Here is a 23,775-nt window from a genome sequence, read left to right as displayed (position 1 = left end):
GGGTCGGGGGCCAGCCGACGGGGAGCCTCGAGTCGGTACGGTGCTCGCCGTGACCGCAGACGATCTCCGCACTGCCGGCCCGGTCGCCGTGCTCGCCAACCCCGTCGCCGGCCGGGGCCGGCACCGGGCGTTGCTGCCCCGGGTTCTCGACGGCCTCGCCGCCGCCGGCCGCCCGGTGGAGCTGCTCACCGCGCACGACCCCGCCGGGGCGGAGGAGGCCTGCCGCACGGCGGTCGCCGCCGGGGCGTCCGCGCTGGTCGCGGTCGGTGGCGACGGCACGGTCCACCGTGCCCTGCAGGCCGTCGCCGGTACGGCGGTGCCGTTCGCCCCGGTGCCGGTCGGCACCGGCAACGACTTCGCCGCCGACGCGGGTTTCCCGACCGATCCGCTCGCCGCCGTCGCGGTGATCGCCGCCGCGCTGCGGGCCGGCCGTACCCACCCGGTCGATCTGGCCCGGATGACCGGCGGCGACGGCACCGACCGCTGGTACGGGGCGGTTCTCGCCGCCGGCTTCGACGCGATCGTCAACGAGCGGGCCAACCGGATGCGCTGGCCGCGCGGCCCCCGCCGCTACGACCTGGCGATCCTGGTCGAGTTGGCCCGGTTGCGTCCGCGCCGTTACACGTTGCGCCTCGACGGCGTCGGGCACGAGGTGGACGCGGTCCTGGTGGCGGTGGGCAACGGCTCCCGGTACGGGGGCGGCATGCGGATCTGCCCCGCCGCCGACCTCACCGACGGGCTGCTGGACGTGGTGGTCGGTGGCCGCTTCGACAGGCGCACCCTGATCCGCGTCAAACCGCGCATCTACGCCGGCACCCACGTGACGCATCCGCTGGCGAGCAGCTTCCGGGCCCACACGGTGGAACTGGCCGCCGAGGGCATCACCACGTACGCCGACGGCGAACGGTCCCTCGACCTGCCGGTCCGGATCAGCGCGGTGCCCCGGGCGGTACGTCTGTTGCGCTGAGCGGCGTACCCGGCCGTGGCGTCGCCCCACCGGCGCGGGGGGCGGCGGCCCGGACCGCACCGATGCTGGCGACGACCACCAGGCCGATCGCCAGTACCTCGACCGGGTGCAGGGCCTGACCGAGGATCAGCCAGCCGGCGAGCGCGGCGAGCGCCGGACCGAGGCTCATCAGCACGGCGAACGTCGAGGTGGCCAGCCGGCGCAGCGCCAGCAGCTCCAGGGTGTACGGCAGCACCGAGGCGAGCAGCGCCAGCCCGGCCCCGAGGGCCAGCACCCCCGGGTGCCACAGCCGAGCCCCCGCGTCGGCCAGCCCGAACGGCAGGGTGACCACGGCGGCCAGGGCCAGGGCCAGGGCCAGCCCGTCGGCGCGGGGGAACCGGCCGCCGACCCACGCCGAACAGACGATGTACGCGGCCCACAGCGCGCCCGCCGCGAGCGCGAGGGCGACGCCGACGGGGTCCAGCCGGTCGAAGCCGCCGCGGCCGAGCAGCGCCACCCCGGCCAGCGCGAGACCCGCCCAGCACCAGGCCGTCCAGCGACGGGCGGTCAGTACCGACAGGGTGAGCGGCCCGAGCACCTCCAGGGTCACCGCCGGCCCGAGCGGGATCCGTTCGATGGCCTGGTAGAAGACCGAGTTCATGCCGGCCAGGGCGAGCCCGAACGCGCCGACGGCGAGCCAGTCGGCCCGGTCGTGTCCGCGCAGCCGGGGCCGGCACACCAGGAGCATCAGCACCGCCCCGATGGCCAGTCGCAGGGTGACCGTGCCGGGGACCCCGACCCGGGGGAAGAGCAGCGCGGCGACGGCGGAGCCGAAGTGCACCGACAACGCCCCGCCGAGCACCAGCCCGACCGCCGTCGCCCGGCCGGACGTGCCGGTCACGGGGAGGGCAGGGCCAGGTCGAGCACGGTGCCGAGGCCGCTGGGGCGGCCGGGTCCGGCGGCCGGCAGCACCAGCACCCCGCAGCCGGCGGCGACCGCCCCGGCGTCGGCCGGGGTGTCACCGACCATCAGGGTCCGTTCCGGGTCGACCCGCAGCATCCCGCAGGCGCGCAGGAAGATGCCCGGGTCCGGCTTGCACCGCCCCACCTCGTACGACAGCGCGTACGCGTCGACCAGGTCGGCCAGGCCCCAGGCGGCGAAGAGCGGGCGGATGTCGAAGCCGATGTTGCTGACCACCGCCACCGGGATCCCGGCGTCGCGGAGCGCGGTGAGCACGGGCGCGGTGTCCGGGTAGGGTACCCAGCCCTCCGGGGCCAGCACCCGCTCGTAGAGCGCCTCGGCGAAGCCCTCGATCCCGGCGTCCACCGTCTCGGCCAGCCCGGTGTAGGCGGCGCGGTGGGCATGTTCGTAGAGGTCCCGGTCGGCCCAGAGCTCGGCCAACCGGGGCGGTACCCGGGCCGGCAGCGGGCCGCCGGCCCGGCCGGCGGTGAGCAGCCGGTCGGCAAGCGCGGTGGCCCGCATCCGTTCCAGCTCCACCCCGCATGTCGCGGCGGCGGCGACCACCCAGTCGTGGGCCGGTTCGACCTGGGCGAGGGTGCCGTGGAAGTCGACGAGCACCGCCTGGACGCGATGGCGGGACGCGCCCGCCCGGGTGGCGTGCGTGACGCCGTTCGGGGTCGGGGACGGTTCGGCATGATCCGGCACGTCGTGCACCCTACCGACCCGCCCCGACGCCCGTGCCGGACGGCCTTGGCGGTGGGTGTCGGTGGCACCGATTAATCTTGCTGGCATGTCGAGCCCCGCCGAGCGGTACGCCGAGGCACGTCGCCGGGCTGCCCAGGCCGCCCAGTTCCCGGCCCTGGAAGAGTTCGCCCTCGACCTGGGGTTCGATCTCGACGATTTCCAGCGCGAGGCGTGCCAGTCGCTGGAGCGGGGCAGCGGGGTGCTGGTCTGCGCCCCGACCGGGGCGGGCAAGACGGTGGTCGGCGAGTTCGCGGTGCACCTGGCGCTGCGCGGCACGCCCACGGCGGCGGCCGACGGGTCGTCGACCCCGCCGGCCCGGCGCAAGTGCTTCTACACCACGCCGATCAAGGCGCTGTCCAACCAGAAATACCACGACCTGGTGCAGCGTTACGGTGCCGCGCAGGTGGGGTTGCTCACCGGTGACAACGCGATCAACGGGGACGCCCCGGTGGTGGTGATGACCACCGAGGTGCTGCGCAACATGCTCTACGCCGGGTCGAGCGCCCTGACCGGCCTGGCGTACGTGGTGATGGACGAGGTGCACTACCTGGCCGACCGGTTCCGGGGCGGGGTCTGGGAAGAGGTGATCATCCACCTGCCCTCCTCGGTGACCCTGGTGTCGCTGTCGGCGACGGTCTCCAACGCCGAGGAGTTCGCCGACTGGCTGGTCACCGTGCGCGGTGAGACGGCGGTGGTGGTCAGCGAGCACCGGCCGGTGCCGCTGTGGCAGCACATGCTGGTCGGCAGGCGGATGTTCGACCTGTTCCACGACGCCGACGCGGCCCGCAAGCACGACGTGCACCCGGAACTGCTGCGCTACACCCGGGAGCAGACCCGCCGGCTGGAACTGGGGGAGGGGCGCAGCACGGGCCCCGGCGGCGGTCGGCGGGGGCCGCGCTGGCGGGGGCCGTTGCGTCCGGACATCGTCGACCGGCTCGACCGGGAGGGGCTGCTCCCGGCGATTCTGTTCATCTTCAGCCGGGCCGGCTGCGCCGCCGCCGTGCAGCAGTGCCTGGCGGCCGGTCTGCGGCTGACCTCGGTGGAGGAACGCGCCGAGATCCGTCGGGTGGTGGAGTCCCGGGTCACCGCCATCCCCGGCGAGGACCTCAGCGTGCTGGGTTACTGGGAGTGGCTCGACGGGTTGGAGCGTGGCCTGGCCGCCCACCACGCCGGGATGTTGCCGGTGTTCAAGGAGGTCGTCGAGGAGTTGTTCGTCCGGGGGCTGGTCAAGGCGGTCTTCGCCACCGAGACCCTGGCCTTGGGGATCAACATGCCGGCCCGGTGCGTGGTGCTGGAGCGGCTGGTCAAGTTCAACGGCGAGGCCCACGTCGATCTCACCCCGGGGGAGTACACGCAGCTGACCGGGCGGGCCGGTCGACGGGGTATCGACGTCGAGGGGCACGCGGTGGTGGTGTGGTCGCCCGAGACCGACCCGCGGCACGTGGCGGGCCTGGCCTCCACCCGTACCTATCCGTTGCGGTCGAGCTTCCGTCCGTCCTACAACATGGCGGTCAACCTGGTCGGCAGCGTGGGGGCGAAGCCGGCGCGGGCGCTGCTGGAGTCGTCGTTCGCCCAGTTCCAGGCGGACCGGTCGGTGGTCGGGCTGGCCCGTCAGGTGCAGCGCAACACCGAGACCATCGACGCGTACGGCGCGGAGGCGGCCTGCCATCAGGGTGATTTCGACGAGTACTTCGCGCTGCGGGTGGCCATCGCCGACCGGGAGCGGGCGATCGCCAGGCAGGGGCAGACCCAGCGCAAGGCCGCCGCGGTGGCGGCGTTGGAGCGGTTGCGGGTCGGTGACGTGATCCGGGTGCCGTCGGGGCGGCGGGCCGGGCTCGCGGTCGTCCTGGATCCGGCGACCGGGGGGTTCGGTGAGCCCCGGCCGCTGGTGCTGACCCAGGACCGCTGGGCGGGTCGGGTCAGTCCCGGCGACTTCACCACCCCGGCCGAGGTGCTGGCCCGGATCCGGGTGCCCAAGCACTTCAACCACCGGTCGCCTGCCGCCCGGCGGGATCTGGCCGCCGAGGTCAGCGGCACCGGGCTGGATCGGCACGGTGGCCGGCGGGGTGGCCGGTCCCGGCAGGCCGTCGGTGAGGACCACCGGCTCAGCCAGCTCCGCACCGAGTTGCGGCGGCATCCCTGTCACGCCTGCCCGGAGCGGGAGGACCACGCCCGGTGGGCGGAGCGGCGACGGCGGTTGGAGAAGGACACCGACGAGTTGCGGCAGCGGGTGTCGGGGCGGACGGGCTCGTTGGCCCGGACCTTCGACCGGATCGTCGCCCTGCTGACGGCCCGGGGTTACCTGTCGGCCGACGGTGGGGTGACCGACGCCGGTCGGATGCTCGGCCGGATCTGGACGGAGGCCGACCTGCTGGTCGCCGAGTGTCTGCGGCGGGGTGTCTGGGACGGCCTGTCCCCGGCGGAGCTGGCCGCCGCCGTGTCGGTGGTGGTGTTCGAGGCCCGGCGGGACGTCGACGAGCGGGCGTCGCTGCCGCGTGGGCCGGTCGCCGACGCGGTCGACGAGACGCTCACGTTGTGGGGCGAGATCGAGGCCGACGAGGCGCAGCGGGGCCTGACCGCGACCCGGGAGCCGGATCTCGGGTTCGCCTGGCCGATCTACCGGTGGGCGCGGGGGGAGACCCTGGCCAAGGTGCTCGCCAGTGGCCACCAGTTCGACGGCGAGATGCCGGCGGGGGATTTCGTCCGCTGGGCCCGGCAGGTCGCCGACCTGCTCGGTCAACTATCCGACTCCGGCGGGGCGTCGACGGAGCTGCGGGCGACCGCCCGGCAGGCGATCGCCGCCGTGAACCGGGGCGTACTGGCCCATTACACCTCCGCCTGATCATCACTTTCGGTCACCGCCGGGGGGTGAACCGACGCATCACACGGTCACCGTGACGACACCCCCCGGATTGCCGAGGGGGCACTGTTGCGCCTGCTCGGAGCCTCCCCGATCATTGCTCCGGCGCGGTCGCCTACGCGCCGGTAACGAGTGGGGGGAAGACCGCCGTGGCGGAGATCAATCACTTTGAGTACGGGTGGATAACACCGGCGTTGAGTTACGCGCTGTCGGTGCTCGGTTCGTTCCTCGGTCTGGTGTGTGCCGGGCGGATCCGTACCGCCACCGGTTCCGGTCAGCGCTTCTGGTGGGGCCTGCTGGCCGCCTGGGCGATCGGTGGCACCGCGATCTGGGCGATGCACTTCATGGCCATGCTCGGGTTCGCGGTCACCGGCACCCGCATCCGGTACGACGTGCCGCTGACCGCCGCGAGCACGGTGATCGCCGTCACCGCCGTCGGGATCGGCCTGGCCATCGTCGGTACTGGCCGGCTCGGCGCGGCGAAGGTCCTCGGCGGTGGCCTGTTCACCGGGATCGGCGTCGCGGCCATGCACTACACCGGGATGGCCGCGATGCGGCTCAACGGTGACCTGAACTACGACGCCACCCGGGTCGGGCTGTCGGTGGCCATCGCCATCGTCGCGGCCACCGTGGCGCTGTGGCTGGCGATGACCGTCCGCCGGGGCCTGGCGATCGCCGGTTCCGCCCTGGTGATGGGGGTGGCGGTCAACGGTATGCACTTCACCGGGATGAGCGCGCTGTCGGTGCACCTGCACGGGCAGCGCGGCGAGGTGACCGGCGCGGGGGTGAGCACCCTGCTGGTGCCGATCGTCCTCGCGGTGATCTTCGTGGTGGTGGGGTTGGTCTACGCGCTGCTGGCCGCGCCCACCGACGACGACCGGGCCGCCGCCGCCTACCTGCAGGCCCGGCAGGTAGGCGCGCCGGTCGTCGAACCGCAGGCGGCCCCGGACCCGGTGGGCCTGCGCGCCCGGTCGACCACCCTGGGCCGGCCGGGCACCCCGTTCCCGTCCCGCCGGGACGCCCCGCCGCCCCGCTGACCGGGGTCGGGGTGCCGGGGTCTCAGGGCCGCGCGGCGAGGGCGTCGACGAGTCGCCGGCACGAGCCGGCCAGGTTCCACCGCTTCGCCAGCTCCAACAGCCGGTCTGGGTCGGCGGGGGCCGCCGGCAGCGCGGTCGGCAGCGCCGGCAGCGGGACGTCGGTGGCGACCCGGACCACCTTCGGGGCGACCGCCAGATAGTCGCGGGCACCGTCGAGCTTGGCGCGCAGCCCCGGGGCGAACCCGGAGCCGGGGTCGTCGAGCGCGGCGAGGATGCCGGGCAGGCCACCGTAGCGGTCGATCAGCCGGGCGGCCGTCTTCTCGCCCACCCCGGGCACCCCGGGCAGCCCGTCGCTCGGGTCACCGCGCAGGGCGGCGAAGTCGGCGTACCGGTCGGCGGGGACGCCGTAGCGGGCCCGGACGGCGGCGTCGTCGCAGTCGTCGAGCTTGGCCACCCCGCGACCGATGTAGAGCAGCCGGACCCGGCGGTCGTCGTCGACGAGTTGGAACAGGTCCCGGTCGCCGGAGACCACCTCGACCGGGCCGGGCTGGGTGACCGACAGGGTGCCCAGCACGTCGTCGGCCTCGTAGCCGGTCGCGCCGACGGCGGTGATGCCGATCGCGGCCAACACGTCGAGGATCACCGGCACCTGCGGGGAGAGGGTGTCCGGCACCTCCTCGCCGCCCTCGGGTGCGACCCGGTGTGCCTTGTACGACGGCAGCAGCTCCACCCGCCAGGCGGGCCGCCAGTCGTGGTCGAGCGCGCAGACCATCCGGTCGGGCCGGCGGGTGCGGACCAGTTGGGCGAGCATGTCGAGGAACCCGCGCACCGCGTTGACCGGCTGGCCGTCGTCGGTCCGTGCCGCCGACTCGGGCACCCCGAAGTAGGCCCGGAAGTAGAGGCTGGGGGCGTCGATCAGCAGGATCGGCTGTTGGTCTGCCACGCCGACAGCCTGGCACACCCCACCGACGAGATGGGGGACGCCCACCGGCCGCACCGGCCACGGCAGCGGCGCGGTGCCCGGGACCGTGCCGCTGCCGTCCGGCGGCCACCCGGTGGTCGTGCCGTCGGGAAACCGGGGTGACGGCCCGGTGCCCGCCGGGTGAGACTGCGGGCATGGACTTCGTGCCCGGTCTGGTGCTGTGCCGGCGTTTCCACGACGAGGTCGTCGGACCGCTGCTGGCACAGCGTCTGCCGGGCCTGCGGTACTCCGCCGGGCTGCTCGACGGCGGTTCGGAGCTGCTGGGTCGGGACACCGAGCGTTCCACCGACCACGACTGGGGGCCCCGCGCGCAGGTCTTCCTGGCCGACGCGGCCGAGGTGGGGTCGGTGCGGGCGGCGCTGGCCGACCTGCCGTCGCGCTTCCTGGGCCGGCCGACCCGGTTCCTCAGCTGGCCGACCGCCCGGCTGGGGGTGCCGGATGTCGCCGGGGACCGCAGCGGGGTGCAGGTGTTCCCCTGGCGGGACTGGCTTCGGGACCGGTTGGGGTTCGACCCGGCAGTCGCGGTCACCACCGCCGACTGGCTGACCCTGCCGACCCAGCGGCTGGCCGAGGTGACCGGCGGGGCGGTGTTCCACGACGGACTGCCCGGCGGCGCGGTCGGCGCGGTCCGGGCCGCCCTGGCCTGGTATCCGGACGACGTGTGGCGGCACGTGCTGGCCGCCGGGTGGACCCGGGTGGGGCAGGCCGAGCACCTGGTCGGCAGGTGCGCCGAGGTGGGTGACGCGCTGGGCAGCCGGCTGGTGGCCGCCCGGGTGGCCCGGGACCTGATGCGGCTGGGGCTGCTGGCCCGTCGGCGTTGGCCGCCGTACGACAAGTGGCTCGGCAGCGTGTTCGCCGCGCTGCCGGACGCCGCCCCGGTGGTAGCGGCGTTGGCGGACGCGCTCGGGCCGGGTGACTGGCCGCACCGGCAGGCGGGGCTGGTGCGGGCGCTGGAGACGGTCGCCGGGTGGACCAACGACACCGGGCTGGCCGGGCCGGTCGACGTCGCGGCCCGGCCCTTCCACGGGCGGCCCTTCCTGGTGCTGGACGCGCCGCGCCTGGCCACCGCGCTGCGGGCCGCGATCGTCGACCCGGCGCTGCGGGACCGGCCGCTGGTCGGCGCGGTGGACCAGTACGTCGACGGCGTGGACGTGCTGACCCACGCCGAGCGGGTCCGCCGGGTCGGCGTCGCCGTCACCGGCTGACGGACCCGGCGGTCGGTCAGCCCCGCAGCCGGGTGCGGATGAACTGCCCGGACTCGGTCAGCACGGCGGTGCCGGTGAAGTCGGTGCCGGCGCAGGTGCCCCGCCGGAACACCGAGTTGCTCTCGGGACCGTCGGAGTAGCTCCACATCGAGTAGCTGATCTTCAGGCGTTGCAGCAGGTCCAGCCAGGTGGTGGCGCTGTCCAGGTCGTTGGGGCCGTCACCGGTGAAGGTCTGGGTGCCGAACTCGCTGACGAACAGCGGCAGGCTCCGGGCGGCCCGGGCCACCGTGTCGCGTTGCAGGTCCCGGTGGGACGCGGCATAGAAGTGGAAGGTGTACATGATGTTCCCGGCGTCGACCGGGTCGTCGGTCACCTCGGTCTCGTCGGCGCCCTCGGACACGCCGAGGGAGGAGAAGCCCCGGGTGCCGACCAGCACCACGCTGTCCGGGTCGGCGGCCCGGATCACCGGGATGACCTGCTCGGCGTAGCTCTTGATGGTGGCCCAGTCGACCCCGTTGGGTTCGTTGGCGATCTCCCAGAGCACGTTGGTCCGGCCGGCGTGCCGGGTGGCGACGTCGGCGAAGAACGACCGGGCGCGGTCCAGGTTGACCAGCGGGTCGCCGGGGGTCAGGACGTGGAAGTCGACCACCACGTAGAGGCCGAGCGCGCTGGCGGTCTCCACCGCCTCGTCGACCCGGCTGGTGAAGCCGGCCGGGTCGGTCTCGAACCCGCCCTCCTGGACGTACATCGCCACCCGGACGAAGTCGGCACGCCAGTCGGTGCGCAGCGCGGCCAGCGAGTCGGGGTTGAGGCAGTCCGGGAAGAACTGGAGGCCGTGACTGCTCATCCCGCGTAACTGGACCGGCTCGCCGGCCTGGTCGCACAGGTGCACCCCGCACACCCGCAGCCGACCGTGCCGGTCCACGGGTGACCCGGCGGGCGCGGCGGCCGGTTGTCCGGCGGCGGGTTCGCGGGTGGCCGGTGTCGGGTCGGGCGTCCCGCTGCCGGCGGGGCTGGTGGGCGTCGGGCTGGTGGCGGCCGGTGGCGCGGCGTCGGTGTCGGCGTTGGCGGTGGGGACGGTCAGGGCCGCCCAGCCGGCGACGAGCGCGGCGAGGGCCACCCCCGTCGAGGTCAGTGCTGCGCGTCGATGCATGGGAACTCCGGTCGGGCTCGTCGGGACCGGGGAAGGCGTCAGGTGGTACGTGGCCGTGGCGGGCGCGGTTCACCGCGGCGGCGGCGGCCCCCGCCGGACTGGGCCCCGACCCGAACGACCGTTAAGCTGGCGGGGTGACGCCCGGCGGACGGCGGGCGGCGGCTCACCCACCTCTGGAGCTCATCGCGCTATGACTGTCGACCGCATCCTTCCCACCGACGAGGCCCACGACCTGCTCGACCTCGCCACCGAACTGGCCGACCGGGAACTCGCGCCCCGGGCCGCCGGTTTCGAGGAGCGGGCCGAGTTCCCCCGGGAGGTGCTGCGCACCCTGGGCCGGGCCGGCCTGCTGGGCCTGCCGTATGCCGAGGAGCACGGCGGCGCGGCCCAGCCGTACGAGGTCTACCTGCAGGTGCTGGAGGTCCTCGCCGGTCGGTGGTTGGCGGTCGCCGAGGCGGTCAGCGTGCACACCCTGTCCTGCTATCCGCTTGCCGCGTTCGGCACCGACGCCCAACGTAAGCTCCTGCCGGAGCTGGTGGGTGGGGAACTGCTCGGGGCGTACTGCCTGTCGGAGCCGCAGGGCGGCTCGGACGCCGCCGGGTTGACCACCCGGGCGGTCCGCGACGGCGACGACTACCGGGTCACCGGGGTCAAGGCGTGGATCACGCACGCGCAGGTGGCGGACTTCTACAACGTGTTCTGCCGCACCGGTGGGCCGGGCCCGAAGGGCATCTCCTGCCTGCTGGCCGACCGGGGCACGGCGGGCATCGTGCCGCAGGCGGCCGAGCGGACGATGGGGCTGCGCTCGTCGCCGGTGGCGCAGATCGCCTTCGACGACGCCCGGGTGCCGGCCGAGCGGCTGATCGGCGGGGAGGGCGCGGGCTTCACCATCGCGATGTCCGCACTGGACTCGGGGCGGCTGGGCATCGCCGCCTGCGCGGTCGGTCTGGCCCAGGCGGCGTTGGACTACGCCGTCGGCTACGCCCGGCAGCGGCAGCAGTTCGGTCGGGCCATCGTCGACTTCCAGGGGGTGGGTTTCCTGCTGGCCGACGCGGCCACCCAGATCTCCGCCGCGCGGGCGTTGACCCTGGCGGCGGCCCGGTTGCGCGACGCGGGCCGGCCGTACTCGATCGAGGCGGCCAAGGCGAAGCTGTTCGCCACCGACGTGGCGATGCGGGTGACCACCGACGCGGTGCAGGTGCTCGGTGGGGCGGGTTACGTGGCCGATCACCCGGTCGAGCGGTACATGCGGGAGGCGAAGGTGCTCCAGATCGTCGAGGGCACCAACCAGATCCAGCGGCTGGTGATCTCGCGGGCGCTGGCGAGGGACTAGCCTGTGCCGGTGACGTTTCCCCGGATCACCATCGACCCCGAGGTGATGGGCGGCGCGCCCTGCGTGCGGCAGTCCCGTGTCCCGGTGGCGACCCTGCTGGCGATGATGGCGGAGGGGATGTCGGTGACGGACATCCTCACCGATCTGCCCTTCCTCGACGAGGAGGATCTGGCCGAGGTGCTCAACTTCGCGGCCGACGCGGTGCGCGACCGGGCGGCCCGCTGAGCGTCACATCGGGCGGGACGTCGTCGCCAGGGGAGCGCTCCACCGGGTAGGTTGCACGGGTGGAGGAGATCGACCGTGCCATCGTCGCCGCGCTGACCGCCGACGGCCGCCTGTCGTACACGGATCTAGCGGAGAGGGTCGGCCTGTCGGTCTCGGCCGTGCACCAGCGGGTCCGCCGGCTGGAACAGCGCGGCGTGATCAACGGGTACACAGCCCGGGTGTCGTTCGAGGCGTTGGACCTGCCGATGACCGCCTTCGTGGCGATCCGGCCGTTCGACCCGTCGCAGCCGGACGACGCGCCGGAGCGGCTGGCCCACCTGCCCGAGATCGACTCCTGCTACTCGGTGGCGGGGGAGGACTTCTACCTGCTCCTGGTGCGGGTGGCCGGGCCGGCCGGCCTGGAACGGGTGCTCCAGGAGATTCGCACCGCCGCCAACGTCACCACCCGCACGACTGTGGTGCTGTCCACTCCGTACGAGGGGCGTCCACCGAAGGTGGAGGTGGGCGAGCTGCGGGGCCGTGGCCGCAGCGGCGCGGAGGCCCCGGCGTAGCTGCCGCAGCGGCCGTTCAGCGGCCGTTCCAGCGCAGGATGACCGGTCGGCCGTGTTCGTGGCCGAGCACGCTGACGGTGGCGGTGTCCAGGCGTAGTTTGCCGCCGCCTTCGGCGGGCAGGCCGATCCACCGGGCGCCGACGACCCGGAGCAGGTGGGCGTGCCCGACCAGGGCCACGTCGCCCCGGGCCAGCAGCGGCGTGAGCCGGGCCAGCAGCCGGTCGACCCGGTTGCCGACCTGGTCGGGGGACTCCCCGTCGGGGCAGCCGTCGGTCCAGATGTTCCAGTCGGGGCGTTCGGTGTGGATGTCGGCGGTGGTGCGGCCCTCGTACCGGCCGTAGTTCCATTCGGTGAGGTCGTCGTCGGTGCCGTCGACGGTGAGGCCGGCGAGTTGCGCGGTGCGCAGCGCCCGGCGTCGGGGGCTGGCGAGCACGGTGGCGAAGCGCTGCCCGGTCAGCACCCCGGCCAGCGCGCGGGCCTGCCGCTCACCGTCGGGGGTCAGCTCCAGGTCGGTGTACGAGGTGTGCCGTCGGCTGGCGCTCCACGTCGTCTCGCCGTGCCGGATCAGGATGATCTCGCTCATCCGCCCAGTCAACCAGCATCCGCCGGTCCCGGCCGGTCACCTATTGTCCTAGGATGCCTTAGGGGTGGTGCGCCCCGGCGCACCCCTTCTGACCAGCGCCTACGGCGCGATTTTGTTTCGTCCCGGCCCGATCGGGGACGCCACCGGTGCGGGGCTCCTGCCTCGTGACCGCCGCAGCGACAGGAGGCGACATGAGCTTCACCGACAAGGCGAAGAACAAGGCCCAGGAGCTGACCGGCGCCGCGAAGGAGCGGCTCGGCGACATGACCGACAACGAGCGGATGCGGGCCGAGGGCTCGACCGAGCAGAGCGAGGCGCGGGCCCGGCAGGCCGGCGAGCACGTCAAGGACGCCGGTCGGGACGTACGGGACGCCATGCGTTGACGGTCCGCGCCGGCCGGGTGGCCCCTGGGCACGGTACGGGGGCCACCCGGGTTAGCGTGCGGGCATGCTGGTCGCCCGTTCGTTGGTGTTGTTCGTGCTGGCCGCGCTCGCCGAGATCGGTGGGGCGTGGCTGATCTGGCAGGGCTGGCGGGAGCACCGGGGGTTGTGGTGGATCGCCGGCGGGGTGCTCGCGTTGGGCGTCTACGGTTTTGTGGCGACGTTTCAGCCTGATGCGAACTTCGGCCGCATCCTGGCCGCGTACGGCGGGGTGTTCGTCGCGGGGTCGCTGGCGTGGGGCGTGGTGGTGGACGGCTTCCGGCCGGACCGGTGGGACCTGACGGGCGCGGCGATCTGCCTGCTCGGTGTCGCCGTGATCATGTACGCCCCGCGCGGGGCGTGACGGCCGCAGCGCCGGTGACCGGTCCGGGTCGCGGGGGCGGCGGGGTGGTGCGGGTCAGTCGTCGCGGTGCGCGGTCCACCACTGCTGGCCGGCCTCGGGGAGGGTGTCGATCGGGTCGTAGTAGGCGTAGCGCTTGTCGAGCGCCGCCAGGTCGGCCGATTCGATGGAGGTGCGGTAGTTCTTGGTCCAGTAGGAGATGCCGCGTTCCCGGTCGTACTCGGTGAGCATGTGCACCCAGCGCTTGCCGACGAAGGGCACGTCGCAGACGATCCGGGGGGTGGCGTAGCCGGGCAGGTAGCCCATGATGTCGTGCTGGAGCTGCTGGGCGTACCAGACCGGGACCCGCCAGTGCTCGGCGTTGGGGATCATGTCGCACATGTAGAAGTAGTAGGGCAGGATGCCGGCTTCGCCCTGCAGGGCGAAGCAGAGGTCGAGCAGGTCGGGGGCGGTGGCGTTGACGCCGCGCATGAGGACGCCCTGGTTGCGGACGTCGCGGACGCCGACGTCGAGGGCGGTCTGGGTGGCCCTGGCGACCAGTGGGGTGATCGACTGTGCGTGGTTGACGTGGGTGTGGATGGCCAGGTTGACGCCGCGGCGGGCGGCGGTGCGGGCGACCCGTTCCAGGCCCTCGACGACGTCGTTCTGGAGCCAGTGTTGGGGCAGGCCCATCAGGGCCTTGGTGGCGAGCCGGATGTCGCGGACGGTTTCGAGTTCGAGCAGCCGCATGAGGTACGACTCAAGGTTGCGCCAGGGGACGTTGGCCACGTCGCCGCCGGAGACGACCACGTCGCGGACGCCGGGGTGGGCCTTGAGGTAGCTGATGTGGGCGTCGTAGCGGTCGACGGGCTTGAGGGTGAGCTTGAGTTTGTCGACGGCGGGGGTGGAGTTGCCGACCAGGTCCATCCGGGTGCAGTGCCCGCAGTACTGCGGGCAGGTGGAGAGCAGTTCGGCGAGGACCTTGGTGGGGTAGCGGTGGGTGAGGCCCTCGGCGACCCACATGTCGTGTTCGTGTAGTGAGTCGCGGCTGGCGTAGGGGTGCGACGGCCAGTCGGTGCGCCGGTCGGCGGCGACGGGGATCATGTAGCGCCGGACGGGGTCGGCGCGGAACGCCTCGGTGGTCATCGGTGCGAACGGCACCATCGTGTTGATCATCTGGGGTGGCACCAGCATCGACATGGTGGCCAGGGCCTGCTGGTCGGCGGCGAGGTCGGCGTAGAAGGTCTCGTCGACGGTGTCGCCGAGGACGGCGCGCAGTTGCTTGATGTTCTTGACGCAGTTGACGCGTTGCCACTGGGCGCTCTCCCACTGCTCGCGGGTGACGTCACGCCAGCCGGGGAAGCGGGTCCAGTCGGGTTCGACCAGGGGGCTGCGGCGGTACTCGTAGGGCTGCCCGGCGGTGGGTGTGGCGGCGGGGGCGGGGCGGGGCCCGGGGATGGTCGCCATCGGTTGGGTCCGGGTCACGGCCCCTCCTCGTGCTGTGTTCGGCCGGGGTGACCGGCGGTCGATGATTGGTAGATCCCGAAGGCTACTGGAAAATATCCGGCGAAGAAATTAGTCTGCCGTAAGTTTTCCCGCGATGTGGGTCCTGGTCGGGGCTTCGGGCGGCGGAGAGGGGAGGTCGGCGTGACGTCACCGGTGGGTCTGCACCGCGTCGTGGAACCGGCGGGGGTGCTGCCGCAGGCGGCCTGGCGGTTGGACGCCGAGCCGCGGATCGCCCCGAACGAGGTGCGGATCCGGGTGGAGCGGTTGAACCTGGACGCGGCGAGTTTCCGGCAGTTGGCGCAGAAGCACGGTGGGGACGGCGAGAAGGTCCGGGCCGAGGTGCTGGAGATCGTGTCGGCGCGGGGCAAGATGCAGAATCCGGTGACCGGGTCGGGCGGGATGCTGATCGGCACGGTGGAGGAGGTCGGTCGGCGGTCACCGTTGGGGCTGGCGGTGGGTGACCGGGTGGCGACGTTGGTGTCGTTGACGCTGACCCCGCTGGTGATCCTCGACGGGTTGGCCCGCTGGGACGGGCGCAGCGAGCAGGTGCCGTGCGACGGGTACGCGATCCTGTTCGCCAGGTCGATCGCGGCGGTGCTGCCGGCGGATCTGCATCCGGAGTTGGCGTTGGCGGTGCTGGACGTGTGTGGTGCGCCGGCGTTGACGGCCCGGGTGGTCGCCGAGCAGGTGGCGCGGCGGGAGCGGGCCGGTGACGGATCGCCGGTGTCGGTGGCGGTGATCGGTGGGGGCGGTAAGAGCGGGTCGTTGTCGTTGGCGGCGGCGCGGCGGGCGGGTGCCGGTCGTACGGTGGGGGTGGTGCCGGTGGCGGCGGAGCGGGACGCGCTGGTGGCGGCGGGTCTGGCGTCGGTGGTGGCGTTGGCTGACGCGCGGGATCCGGTGGGGTTGTCATCGGCGGTGACGACGGCGTTGGGTGGGCCGGCGGACGTGACGGTGGTGTGCGTGGACGTGCCGGGGTGTGAGCACGGTGCGGTGTTGGCCACGGCGGACGGCGGCACGGTGATCTTCTTCTCGATGGCGACGAGTTTCGCGGCGGCGGCGTTGGGTGCGGAGGGGTTGGCGGCGGACGTGACGATGCTGGTGGGCAACGGTTACGTGCCGGGGCATGCGGAGTTGGCGTTGGGGTTGGTGCGCTCGGAGCCGGGGGTACGTGGTCTCTTCGCGTCCCGGTTGGCGGCAGACTGAGTGCCATGACGAACCCCTCGACGTTGTACCGCGGTGGAGTGCTGCACTGTCCGGCGGAGCCGAGCGCGACGGCGCTGCTGGTGCGGGACGGGCGGATCGCCTGGTTGGGTGGTGAGGCGGATGTGCCGGCCGCCGACCGGGTGGTGGAGTTGGACGGGGCGTTGGTGACGCCGGCGTTCGTGGACGCGCACGTGCATGCGACGGACACCGGGTTGGTGTTGTCGGGTCTGGATCTGTCGTCGGTGCGGTCGGCGGCCGGGTTGCTGGATGCGGTGGCGGTGTTCGCGGCGGGTCTGCCGTCGGATGCGGTGGTGTTGGGGCACGGCTGGGACGAGTCGGGTTGGGTGGATGCGGCGTTGCCGGATGCGGCGCGGTTGGATCGGGCGGCGGGTGGCCGGCGGGTGTATCTGTCGCAGGCGTCGATCCATTCGGCGTTGGTGTCGCAGGCGTTGCTGGCGGCGTGTCCGCAGGTGGCTGGTTTGCCGGGTTTCGACGCGTCGGGGTGGTTGCGGCGGGACGCGCATCACGTGGTGCGGGCGGCTGCGCGGGCGGGGGTGACGCGGGCGCAGCGGGTGGCGGCGCAGCGGGTGGCGTTGGCGCGGGCGGCGTCGTTGGGGATCGCGGCGGTGCACGAGTGTGGTGGGCCGGAGATCTCCGACGAGGAGGATTTCACGGGTTTGTTGGGTTTGTCGGGTGCGGGGTTGCCGGAGGTGTACGGGTACTGGGGTGAGTTGTCGGGGGCGGCGCGGGCGCGGGAGTTGGGGGCGGTGGGGGCGGGTGGTGATCTGTTCGCGGACGGGGCGTTGGGGTCGCGTACGGCGCATCTGTCGGGGCCGTACCGCGATGGTGAGGGGTGTGGGCACGGGTATCTGAGCGCGGATCAGGTGCGTGACCATCTGGTGGACTGTGCGGCGCACGGGGTGCAGGGCGGTTTCCACGCGATCGGTGATGCGGCGATCGGGACGGTGTTGGCGGGGTTCGCGGCGGCGGCTGCGGTGTTGGGCACGGACCGGGTGCGGGCGGCGCGGCATCGGGTGGAGCACGCGGAGATCATGAGCAAGCGGTTGATCGCCGGGTTCGTGGAGTACGGGATCGTGGCGAGCGTGCAGCCGGCGTTCGACCGGTTGTGGGGTGGTGCGGGCCGGATGTACGAGTCGCGGTTGGGGTTGGACCGGGCGTGGGAGTCGAACCCGATGGGGGCGATGCACGGGGTGGGGGTGGCGTTGGCTCTCGGTTCGGATTCGCCGGTGACGCCGTTGGATCCGTGGGGTTCGGTGCGGGCGGCGGCGGCGCACCACAATCCGGCGCAGCGGATGAGTGTGCGGGCGGCGTTCGCAGCGCACACCCGGGGTGGGTGGCGGGCGGTGCATCTGGACAACGAGGGTGTGATCGCCAAGGGGGCGCCGGCGACGTTCGCGGTGTGGGAGGCCCCGGCGGGGGTGGAGCGGGGGTTGCCGGTGTTGCAGTCCGGGGATCCGGAGTTGCGGGGTCCGGGGGATCCGACGCCGTTGCCTGTGTGTCGGGCGACGGTGCTGCGTGGCGAGGTCATCTATGAGGAAGGCGTGTCGTGACGGCGAAGCTTGACCTGGATCCGGCGCTGGTGGCGCGGGCGCGGGAGTTGGCGCGTCGGGCCGGGCAGCCGGTGGTGGAGTTGGCGCGTACCCACACCACGGTGTCGGTGGAGCGGGCGGTGTTGCGGCTGGCCGGGGTGACCGGTGCGGACCCGGACGGTATTCCGTGGGTGAACCGGCTGGTGGACACGGTGGTGGCGGACGTGGGTCTGGGGCACGGGGTGGCGCTGCCGGTGTTCGATGCGCTGGTGCGGGAGCAGCACGGGGACGTGACGCTGCTGGCGCAGAAGGCCGCTGCCGGGTCGGTGCGGTTCGCGGTGCCGACGGGCAGGGCGGCCACGGCGGCGCGGCGGGCGGCGCGGCGGGCGGTGGGGGCGGGGGTGCGGCGGATCGACAGGCGGCGGGCCGAGCGGGATCGGCTCGTGCGGCGGTTCGGGGATCCGAAGCAGCGGCCGTGGATCTATCTGATCGTGGCGACGGGTGACATCTACGAGGACATTCCGCAGGCGCAGGCGGCGGCGCGGGCGGGTGCGGATGTGATCGCGGTGATCCGGTCGACGGGTCAGTCGTTGTTGGACTATGTGCCGGAGGGGGCGACCCGGGAGGGGTTCGCGGGCACGTATGCGACGCAGGAGAACTTCCGGTTGATGCGGGCGGCGTTGGACGAGTCGTCGCGGGAGTTGGGTCGGTACGTGCGGTTGACGAACTACGCGTCGGGCCTGTGTATGCCGGAGATGGCCACGTTGGCGGGTCTGGAGCGGCTGGACATGATGCTCAACGACTCGATGTACGGGATTTTGTTCCGGGACATCAATCCGGTCCGGACGTTCGTGGATCAGCGGTTTTCGCGGCAGGTGCACGCGCGGGCGGGGATCGTCATCAACACCGGTGAGGACAACTACCTCACGACCGCCGACGCGGTCGAGGAGGCGCACACGGTGACGGTGTCGCAGTTGCTCAACGAGTTCTTCGCGCATGAGGCGGGGTTGACTGACGGGCAGTTGGGGTTGGGGCACGCGTTCGAGATCAATCCGGATGTGCCGGAGTCGTTCCGGTTGGAGTTGGCGCATGCGTTGTTGGCGCGGGAGTTGTTTCCGGATGCGCCGTTGAAGTGGATGCCGCCGACGAAGCACATGACGGGTGACGTGTTCCGGGGGAATCTGCTGGACGGGTTCTTCAATCTGGTGGGGACGATGACGGGGCAGGGGATCCTGCTGGTGGGGATGATGACCGAGGCGGTGGTGACGCCGTGGTTGTCGGACCGGGACATCGCCCTGCAGAACGTGCGGTACGTGTTGGGTGCTGCGGGTGGGCTGCACGAGGATTTCGTGCCGGCGTCGGGTGGGTTCATCCAGCAGCGGGCGCACCGGGTGTTGGGTGAGGCGGTGGAGTTGCTGGAGCGGATCGGGGAGCAGTCGTTGTTGACGGCGATCGCCGAGGGCACGTTCGGGATCATGAAGCGGCCGGCGGACCGGGGTAAGGGCCTGTCCGGGGTGGCGCGGCACGACGCGGACTACTACAACCCGGCCACGGAGATCCTGGAGCGGCAACCATCATGAGTGAGAAGACGGTGGTGCGGCCGTACGGGGACACGACGGGTGACGGCATGGTGCAGGTGTCGTTCACGTTGCCGGTGTCGCACGACAAGCGGGCCGAGGGTGCGGCGGTGCAGTTGGCGAACAGGATGGGCATCGATCCGGCGATGCTGGTGCACGCGAAGCCGATGAGTGACGGGTTCACGTTCTTCGTGGTGTATGGGCGGGTGAACCATCTGGTGGACCTGGCGCAGGTGCAGGTGGTGGAGCGGGACTTTCCGCTGCTGTCGGCCAAGGAGGTCAACGCGGTGGTGAAGCGGCGGTTGCGGCGCAAGTTGTCGGTGGTGGGGGCGTGTATCGGCACGGATGCGCACACCGTGGGTATCGACGCGATCCTCAACGTGAAGGGTATCGCCGGGGAGAAGGGTCTGGAGTACTACCGGGAGTTGAAGGTGTCGAATCTGGGTGCGCAGGTGAGTGTGCCGGAGTTGGTGGAGGCGGCGCGGCGGGAGCGGGCGGATGCGGTGCTGGTGTCGCAGGTGGTGACGCAGCGTGATGCGCATCTGCACAACACGCGGGAGATGTCGGCGGCGTTCCGGGAGGCGATGCCGGCGGGGAGGCGGCCGTTGCTGATCGTGGGTGGGCCGCGGTTCGACGAGACGATGACGGCGGAGCTGGGGGTGGACCGGATCTTCGGTCGGGGTACCACGCCGGGTGAGGTGGCGTCGTATCTGGTGCATGCGTTGGTGACGAGCAGGGAGGCGCGGGGATGAGTGGTGCCCGGTTGGGGTTGACGGTGACGCATCGGCGGTATGTGCCGTACGCGCATGCCCACTATGCGGGGAACCTGGTGGATGGGGCGTACGTGTTGGGGTTGTTCGGGGACGTGGCGACGGAGGTGTGTATCCGTACCGATGGGGACGAGGGGTTGTTCGCGTCGTATTCGGATGTGCAGTTCGTGTCGTCGGTGCGGGCGGGTGACGTGGTGGAGGTGACGGCGACGGTGGTGCGGGTGGGTACCCGTAGCCGGGGGATCGATTTCGTGGCGCGGGTGGTGTGTCGGGGGCGGCCGGAGCGGGGTGCGTCGGCGGCGGAGGTGTTGGCGGAGCCGGTGGTGGCGGTGACGGCGACGGGCACCGTGGTCGTTGCGGCGGCGGCGTGAGGTTGGCGGTCTGCGCTGACGTCGGGTCGACCTGGACGAAGGCGGCGGTGGTGGATCTGGACGCGGGCCGGTTGGTGGGGGCGGCGTCGGCGCCTACGTCGGTGGGGACCGATGTGCTGCACGGGTTGGATGCGGCGGTGGGTGCGGCGGCCGATGGGGCCGGTGCGGGGGCGGCGGGGGCGTTGCCGTGGTTCGTGTGTTCGTCGGCGGGTGGTGGGTTGCGGCTGGCGGTGGTGGGTTACGAGCCGTTGGTGACCGCGCAGGCGGGTCGTCGGGTGGGGTTGTCGGCGGGCGCGAACGTGGTGCACGTGGCGGCGGGCCGGTTGGGGGCGGCGGAGCTGGCGGCGGTGCGGGCGGCCCGCCCGGACGTGGTGTTGCTGGTGGGGGGCACCGACGGTGGGGACGTCGATACGGTGACGCACAACGCGACGCGGTTGGCGCGGGCCCGGTGGCGGGTGCCGGTGGTGCTGGCGGGCAACGTGGAGGTGCGGGAGACGCTGCGGGGGGTGTTGGCGGCGGCGGGGGTGCCGGTGACGGTGGCGGACAATGTGCTGCCCCGGATCGGGGTGTTGGCGCCGGCGTCGGCGCGGGCGGCGATCCGGGAGGTGTTCCTGCGGCATGTCATCGGTGGGAAGCGGTTGTCGCGGGGGGCCCGGTTCGGCCGGTTGGTGCGGGCGGCGACCCCGGATGCGGTGTTGACCGGGGTGGAGGTCCTCGCCGATGTGGTGGGTGGTGATCTGGTGGTGGTGGATGTGGGTGGGGCGACGACGGATGTGTATTCGGTGTTGACGCCGGACGAGCGGGCCGACGGGCCGGGTCGGGAGGTGGCGGGGTCGTTGTGGCGGGCCCGCACGGTGGAGGGTGACCTGGGGATGCGGTGGAGTGCGCCGGGGGTGGTGCGGGCGGCGGTGGAGGAGCGGTTGTTGGATGCGGCGGGGCAGGAGGCGTTGGGGGCGGCGGCGGCGGCGCGGGCGGCCGAGCCGGGGTTCCTGCCCGTCGACGGTCGGGACCGGGCGGTGGAGGGGCGGTTCGCGGCGTTGGCGGCGACGGTGGCGTTGCGGCGGCATGCCCGGGGTGCGGCGACGGGGGAGCGGGCCGGGCGGGATCTGCGGGACGTGCGGCTGTTGGTGGGTTCCGGGGGTGTGCTGCGTCACGCCGATGCGGGGGCGGCGGTGGGGGTGTTGACGCAGGTGTTGACCGACCATGCGGGTGGGTGGCCGTTGCCGCGGGCGGCGCGGCCGGTGGTGGACGTGGATTATGTGCTGGCTGCCGGTGGGTTGCTCGCCGGGGAGCATCCGGGGGCGGCGGGGGCGTTGCTGCGGCGGCATCTGGGTGGGGATTGAGCCGCGCCGACGCGACACGCCGGGTTGGTGGGGGCGACTGGCCGGGGGTGGGTTGACAGCGGCGGGGGTGTAGGCCGTACCGTCTTTGAGTCCTACTACGGGAAGCGGCTGTTGTTCGCTTCGTCCCTTCGTCCGCTGGCCGAGCGACATTGTTGGTGTATCGCGTCGCGGCGGCCAGGTCCAGCGGGCGGGGGTCGGCGGGGCGGCGCGAACCGGCCGCGGTTACCGGTGTACGGGCAGGGTGAGGGGCACGGCCAGTAGACAACGGCCAGGCGGGGGCAGCCAGTCCACCGTCGGGTCGGTCCGAAGGTCGGCGTCGCTCGTTCTCGCCCCACCGGCCGGGAAGGGCCTGGGAGCATCGGGGCGCGGCTTAGGCCGCGCCCCGATTTCGTGTCCGCCCACCGCTTCGCACGGCGACGTCGGCTGGTTCGGGCTCGGTGGCGTCGGGGTGCCGGGCTGGGGCGGGTAGCCTTCGGCCCGTGATCGTGGTGAGGTGCCGGTGACGACGCTCGACCGGGATGAGACGCGTACCCCGACTGTGGTGCGGCCGGTGGCGTCGCCGGTGCCGTTGCGGGTGGCGGTGCCGGTGGCGGTGGCCGCCGGGGTGGCGTTGCTGGCGGCGTTCCCGCCGTACGGGTGGTGGCCGTTGGCGGCGGTCGGGGTGGCCGGGTTGGCGGCGGTGACGCACCGGCGGCGGCTGCGGGCGGGCGCCGGTTTGGGTTTCCTGACCGGGGTGGCGTTGTTCGCGCCGCTGCTGGCGTGGACGAACCTGCACACCGGGCTGCTGCCGTGGGTGCTGCTGTCGTTGTTGCAGGCCGGCTACCTGGCGGTGCTGGGGGCGGCGACGGCGTGGGTGTCGCCGGTGGTGGACCGGTGGCGGTGGGCGTGGCCGCCGGTGACCGGGGTGTTGTGGGTGGGGCAGGAGGCGCTGCGGGACCGTACCCCGTTCGGGGGGTTCCCGTGGGGGCGGTTGGCGTTCAGTCAGGATGCGTCGCCGCTGCTGGGGTGGGCGTGGTTGGGGGGTGCGCCGCTGGTCACCGGGGTGGTGGCGGTGGTCGGCGGGTTGCTGCTGGTGGCGGTGTGGCGGCGGTGGCCGGGGGTGCGGTGGCAGCCGGTGGTCGGGGCGGCGGTGGGGGTGGTGGCGCTGGTGGCGGTGGGGTGGCTGGTGCCGTCGGGGGCCGATTCGGGTGGCCGGTCGGTGCGGGTGGCGATCGTGCAGGGCAACGTGCCCCGGTTGGGTCTGGATTTCAACGCCCAACGGCAGGCGGTGCTGAACAACCACGTCGACGCGACGGTGGCGTTGGCGGAGCGGGTCGCCTCCGGTGCCGAGCGGCGGCCCGACCTGGTGGTGTGGCCGGAGAACTCCTCGGACATCGACCCGTTGCGCAACGCCGCGGCGGGGGCGCGGATCTCGCAGGCGGCCGATGCGGTCGGCGCGCCGATCCTGGTCGGGGCGGTGCTGGCCGGCCCGGGTGACGGTGAGGTCCGCAACGCGGGCATCCTGTGGCGGCCGGGCAGCGGCCCGGATCTGGGCCAGGTGTACACGAAACGGCATCCGGTGCCGTTCGCCGAGTACGTGCCGATGCGGTCGGTGGCGCGTGCGGTGTCCAAGCAGGTCGACCGGGTGCGGGCCGATTTCGTCGCGGGGTCGACGCCGGGGGTGGTCGACGCGGGTCCGGTGGTGCTCGGTGACGTGATCTGTTTCGAGGTGGCCTACGACGGGCTGGTGCGGGACACCGTCGACGGTGGGGCGCAGTTGCTGGTGGTGCAGACGAACAACGCCACGTTCGACGTGGCGGAGGCCCGGCAGCAGTTGGCGATGGTGCGGTTGCGGGCGGTGGAGCACGGTCGTGCGGCGTTGATGGCCTCGACGGTCGGGGTGTCCGGGTTCGTCGCCCCGGACGGGCGGGTAAGCGACGCCACCGGGTTCAACACCCGGGCGGTGGTGGTGCGGGAGGTGACGCTCGCCGACGGGCGTACCCCGGCCACCCGGGCCGGTCGGTGGCCGGAGGTGGCGTTGGCCGGGTTGGCGGTGGTGGCCCTGGTCGTCGCGGGGGCGGTGCGGCGTCGCCGGGAGGTCACCACCGGCGGGTGAGCCGGTAGGAACGGGGGACGGA

At 73.0% G+C, this 23,775-nt stretch carries 22 protein-coding genes; 16 read left to right on the top strand and 6 right to left on the bottom strand.

Annotated elements, in window-relative coordinates; genetic code table 11:
• Positions 1-40 precede the first annotated feature (40 nt).
• Positions 41-967, top strand: coding sequence for a diacylglycerol kinase family protein (locus tag ACN267_RS09030; protein WP_421488401.1), 927 nt, complete (start codon positions 41-43; stop codon positions 965-967).
• Here ACN267_RS09030 and ACN267_RS09025 read toward each other — a convergent pair.
• Complete coding sequence (locus ACN267_RS09025; RefSeq protein WP_421488400.1) at positions 930-1,847, bottom strand: EamA family transporter; 918 nt, start codon at positions 1,845-1,847, stop codon at positions 930-932. The genes ACN267_RS09030 and ACN267_RS09025 overlap by 38 nt on opposite strands.
• Positions 1,844-2,611: an HAD family hydrolase gene (locus ACN267_RS09020; protein ID WP_281897632.1), complete on the bottom strand. Its 768-nt coding sequence runs from the start codon at positions 2,609-2,611 to the stop codon at positions 1,844-1,846. Before ACN267_RS09020 ends, ACN267_RS09025 begins: the two co-directional genes overlap by 4 nt.
• Positions 2,612-2,696: 85 nt before the next feature.
• On the opposite strand from ACN267_RS09020, the gene ACN267_RS09015 reads away from it, so the two are divergent.
• Together ACN267_RS09015 and ACN267_RS09010 are read left to right on the top strand one after the other, a co-directional pair.
• Positions 2,697-5,492 carry a DEAD/DEAH box helicase gene (locus ACN267_RS09015; RefSeq protein WP_421488399.1) on the top strand — a complete coding sequence of 932 codons (2,796 nt, stop codon included), beginning with the start codon at positions 2,697-2,699 and terminating at the stop codon, positions 5,490-5,492.
• Positions 5,493-5,659: 167 nt separating this feature from the next.
• Positions 5,660-6,547: an MHYT domain-containing protein gene (locus ACN267_RS09010; RefSeq protein WP_204959838.1), complete on the top strand. Its 888-nt coding sequence runs from the start codon at positions 5,660-5,662 to the stop codon at positions 6,545-6,547.
• A 22-nt stretch (positions 6,548-6,569) separates the two neighbouring features.
• Here ACN267_RS09010 and ACN267_RS09005 read toward each other — a convergent pair whose 3' ends face one another.
• Complete coding sequence (locus ACN267_RS09005; protein WP_281897627.1) at positions 6,570-7,490, bottom strand: 5'-3' exonuclease; 921 nt, start codon at positions 7,488-7,490, stop codon at positions 6,570-6,572.
• Positions 7,491-7,663: 173 nt separating this feature from the next.
• On the opposite strand from ACN267_RS09005, the gene ACN267_RS09000 reads away from it, so the two are divergent.
• Positions 7,664-8,734, top strand: coding sequence for a DUF4037 domain-containing protein (locus ACN267_RS09000; RefSeq protein WP_421488398.1), 1,071 nt, complete (start codon positions 7,664-7,666; stop codon positions 8,732-8,734).
• Between the two features lie 16 nt (positions 8,735-8,750).
• On the opposite strand, the gene ACN267_RS08995 is transcribed toward ACN267_RS09000, so the two are convergent.
• The gene (locus ACN267_RS08995; RefSeq protein ID WP_421488397.1) at positions 8,751-9,887 is read right to left on the bottom strand and encodes a glycoside hydrolase family 5 protein; all 1,137 of its coding nucleotides are present in this window, start codon (positions 9,885-9,887) and stop codon (positions 8,751-8,753) included.
• Between the two features lie 190 nt (positions 9,888-10,077).
• On the opposite strand from ACN267_RS08995, the gene ACN267_RS08990 reads away from it, so the two are divergent.
• Genes ACN267_RS08990 through ACN267_RS08980 form a run of 3 tightly spaced genes read left to right on the top strand, consistent with a single transcriptional unit; the run spans position 10,078 to position 11,996 of the window.
• Positions 10,078-11,220, top strand: a complete 1,143-nt coding sequence (locus ACN267_RS08990; RefSeq protein WP_204959834.1) for an acyl-CoA dehydrogenase family protein — start codon at positions 10,078-10,080, stop codon at positions 11,218-11,220.
• A gap of 9 nt (positions 11,221-11,229) precedes the next feature.
• Entirely contained in the window at positions 11,230-11,445 is a 216-nt protein-coding gene (locus tag ACN267_RS08985) for a DUF433 domain-containing protein (RefSeq protein WP_088647100.1), read from the top strand.
• 59 nt (positions 11,446-11,504) lie between these two features.
• Positions 11,505-11,996 carry an Lrp/AsnC family transcriptional regulator gene (locus tag ACN267_RS08980; RefSeq protein ID WP_204959833.1) on the top strand — a complete coding sequence of 164 codons (492 nt, stop codon included), beginning with the start codon at positions 11,505-11,507 and terminating at the stop codon, positions 11,994-11,996.
• 16 nt (positions 11,997-12,012) lie between these two features.
• Here the strand turns inward: ACN267_RS08980 and ACN267_RS08975 are convergent, their stop codons facing one another.
• On the bottom strand, positions 12,013-12,579 hold the full coding sequence (locus tag ACN267_RS08975) for a histidine phosphatase family protein (RefSeq protein ID WP_204959832.1): 567 nt from the start codon (positions 12,577-12,579) through the stop codon (positions 12,013-12,015).
• A gap of 191 nt (positions 12,580-12,770) precedes the next feature.
• Here ACN267_RS08975 and ACN267_RS08970 point away from each other — a divergent pair, with 191 nt between their 5' ends.
• A complete protein-coding gene (locus ACN267_RS08970; protein WP_204959831.1) occupies positions 12,771-12,962 on the top strand; it encodes a CsbD family protein in 192 nt (63 codons plus the stop codon).
• A 64-nt stretch (positions 12,963-13,026) separates the two neighbouring features.
• Positions 13,027-13,362, top strand: a complete 336-nt coding sequence (locus ACN267_RS08965) for a YnfA family protein (protein ID WP_204959830.1) — start codon at positions 13,027-13,029, stop codon at positions 13,360-13,362.
• Between the two features lie 54 nt (positions 13,363-13,416).
• On the opposite strand, the gene ACN267_RS08960 is transcribed toward ACN267_RS08965, so the two are convergent.
• A complete protein-coding gene (locus tag ACN267_RS08960; RefSeq protein WP_372446001.1) occupies positions 13,417-14,823 on the bottom strand; it encodes a KamA family radical SAM protein in 1,407 nt (468 codons plus the stop codon).
• Positions 14,824-14,997: 174 nt separating this feature from the next.
• Between ACN267_RS08960 and ACN267_RS08955 the strand changes: the two genes are divergently transcribed.
• The 7 genes from ACN267_RS08955 to lnt all read left to right on the top strand — a co-directional run bounded on the left by ACN267_RS08955 (position 14,998) and on the right by lnt (position 23,753).
• Positions 14,998-16,047 (top strand): zinc-binding alcohol dehydrogenase, encoded by a 1,050-nt coding sequence (locus ACN267_RS08955; protein WP_204960319.1) that lies wholly within the window; start codon positions 14,998-15,000, stop codon positions 16,045-16,047.
• 5 nt (positions 16,048-16,052) lie between these two features.
• A complete protein-coding gene (locus tag ACN267_RS08950) occupies positions 16,053-17,618 on the top strand; it encodes an amidohydrolase (protein WP_281897614.1) in 1,566 nt (521 codons plus the stop codon).
• The gene (locus tag ACN267_RS08945; protein WP_421488396.1) at positions 17,615-19,177 is read left to right on the top strand and encodes a lysine 5,6-aminomutase subunit alpha; all 1,563 of its coding nucleotides are present in this window, start codon (positions 17,615-17,617) and stop codon (positions 19,175-19,177) included. The genes ACN267_RS08950 and ACN267_RS08945 overlap by 4 nt, the downstream gene beginning before the upstream one ends.
• Positions 19,174-19,926: an OAM dimerization domain-containing protein gene (locus ACN267_RS08940; RefSeq protein ID WP_204959827.1), complete on the top strand. Its 753-nt coding sequence runs from the start codon at positions 19,174-19,176 to the stop codon at positions 19,924-19,926. Before ACN267_RS08945 ends, ACN267_RS08940 begins: the two co-directional genes overlap by 4 nt.
• Complete coding sequence (locus ACN267_RS08935) at positions 19,923-20,315, top strand: hotdog domain-containing protein (protein WP_204959826.1); 393 nt, start codon at positions 19,923-19,925, stop codon at positions 20,313-20,315. Before ACN267_RS08940 ends, ACN267_RS08935 begins: the two co-directional genes overlap by 4 nt.
• Complete coding sequence (locus ACN267_RS08930; protein WP_421488395.1) at positions 20,312-21,658, top strand: glutamate mutase L; 1,347 nt, start codon at positions 20,312-20,314, stop codon at positions 21,656-21,658. Before ACN267_RS08935 ends, ACN267_RS08930 begins: the two co-directional genes overlap by 4 nt.
• Positions 21,659-22,157: 499 nt before the next feature.
• Positions 22,158-23,753, top strand: a complete 1,596-nt coding sequence (gene lnt, locus ACN267_RS08925) for an apolipoprotein N-acyltransferase (protein WP_421488394.1) — start codon at positions 22,158-22,160, stop codon at positions 23,751-23,753.
• Positions 23,754-23,775 lie beyond the last annotated feature (22 nt).

Origin of the sequence: Micromonospora sp. WMMD734 (assembly GCF_049178975.1) — a bacterium.
Taxonomy (GTDB): Bacteria; Actinomycetota; Actinomycetes; order Mycobacteriales; family Micromonosporaceae; genus Micromonospora; species Micromonospora wenchangensis.
This window is presented reverse-complemented; position numbering and strand designations above follow the sequence as displayed.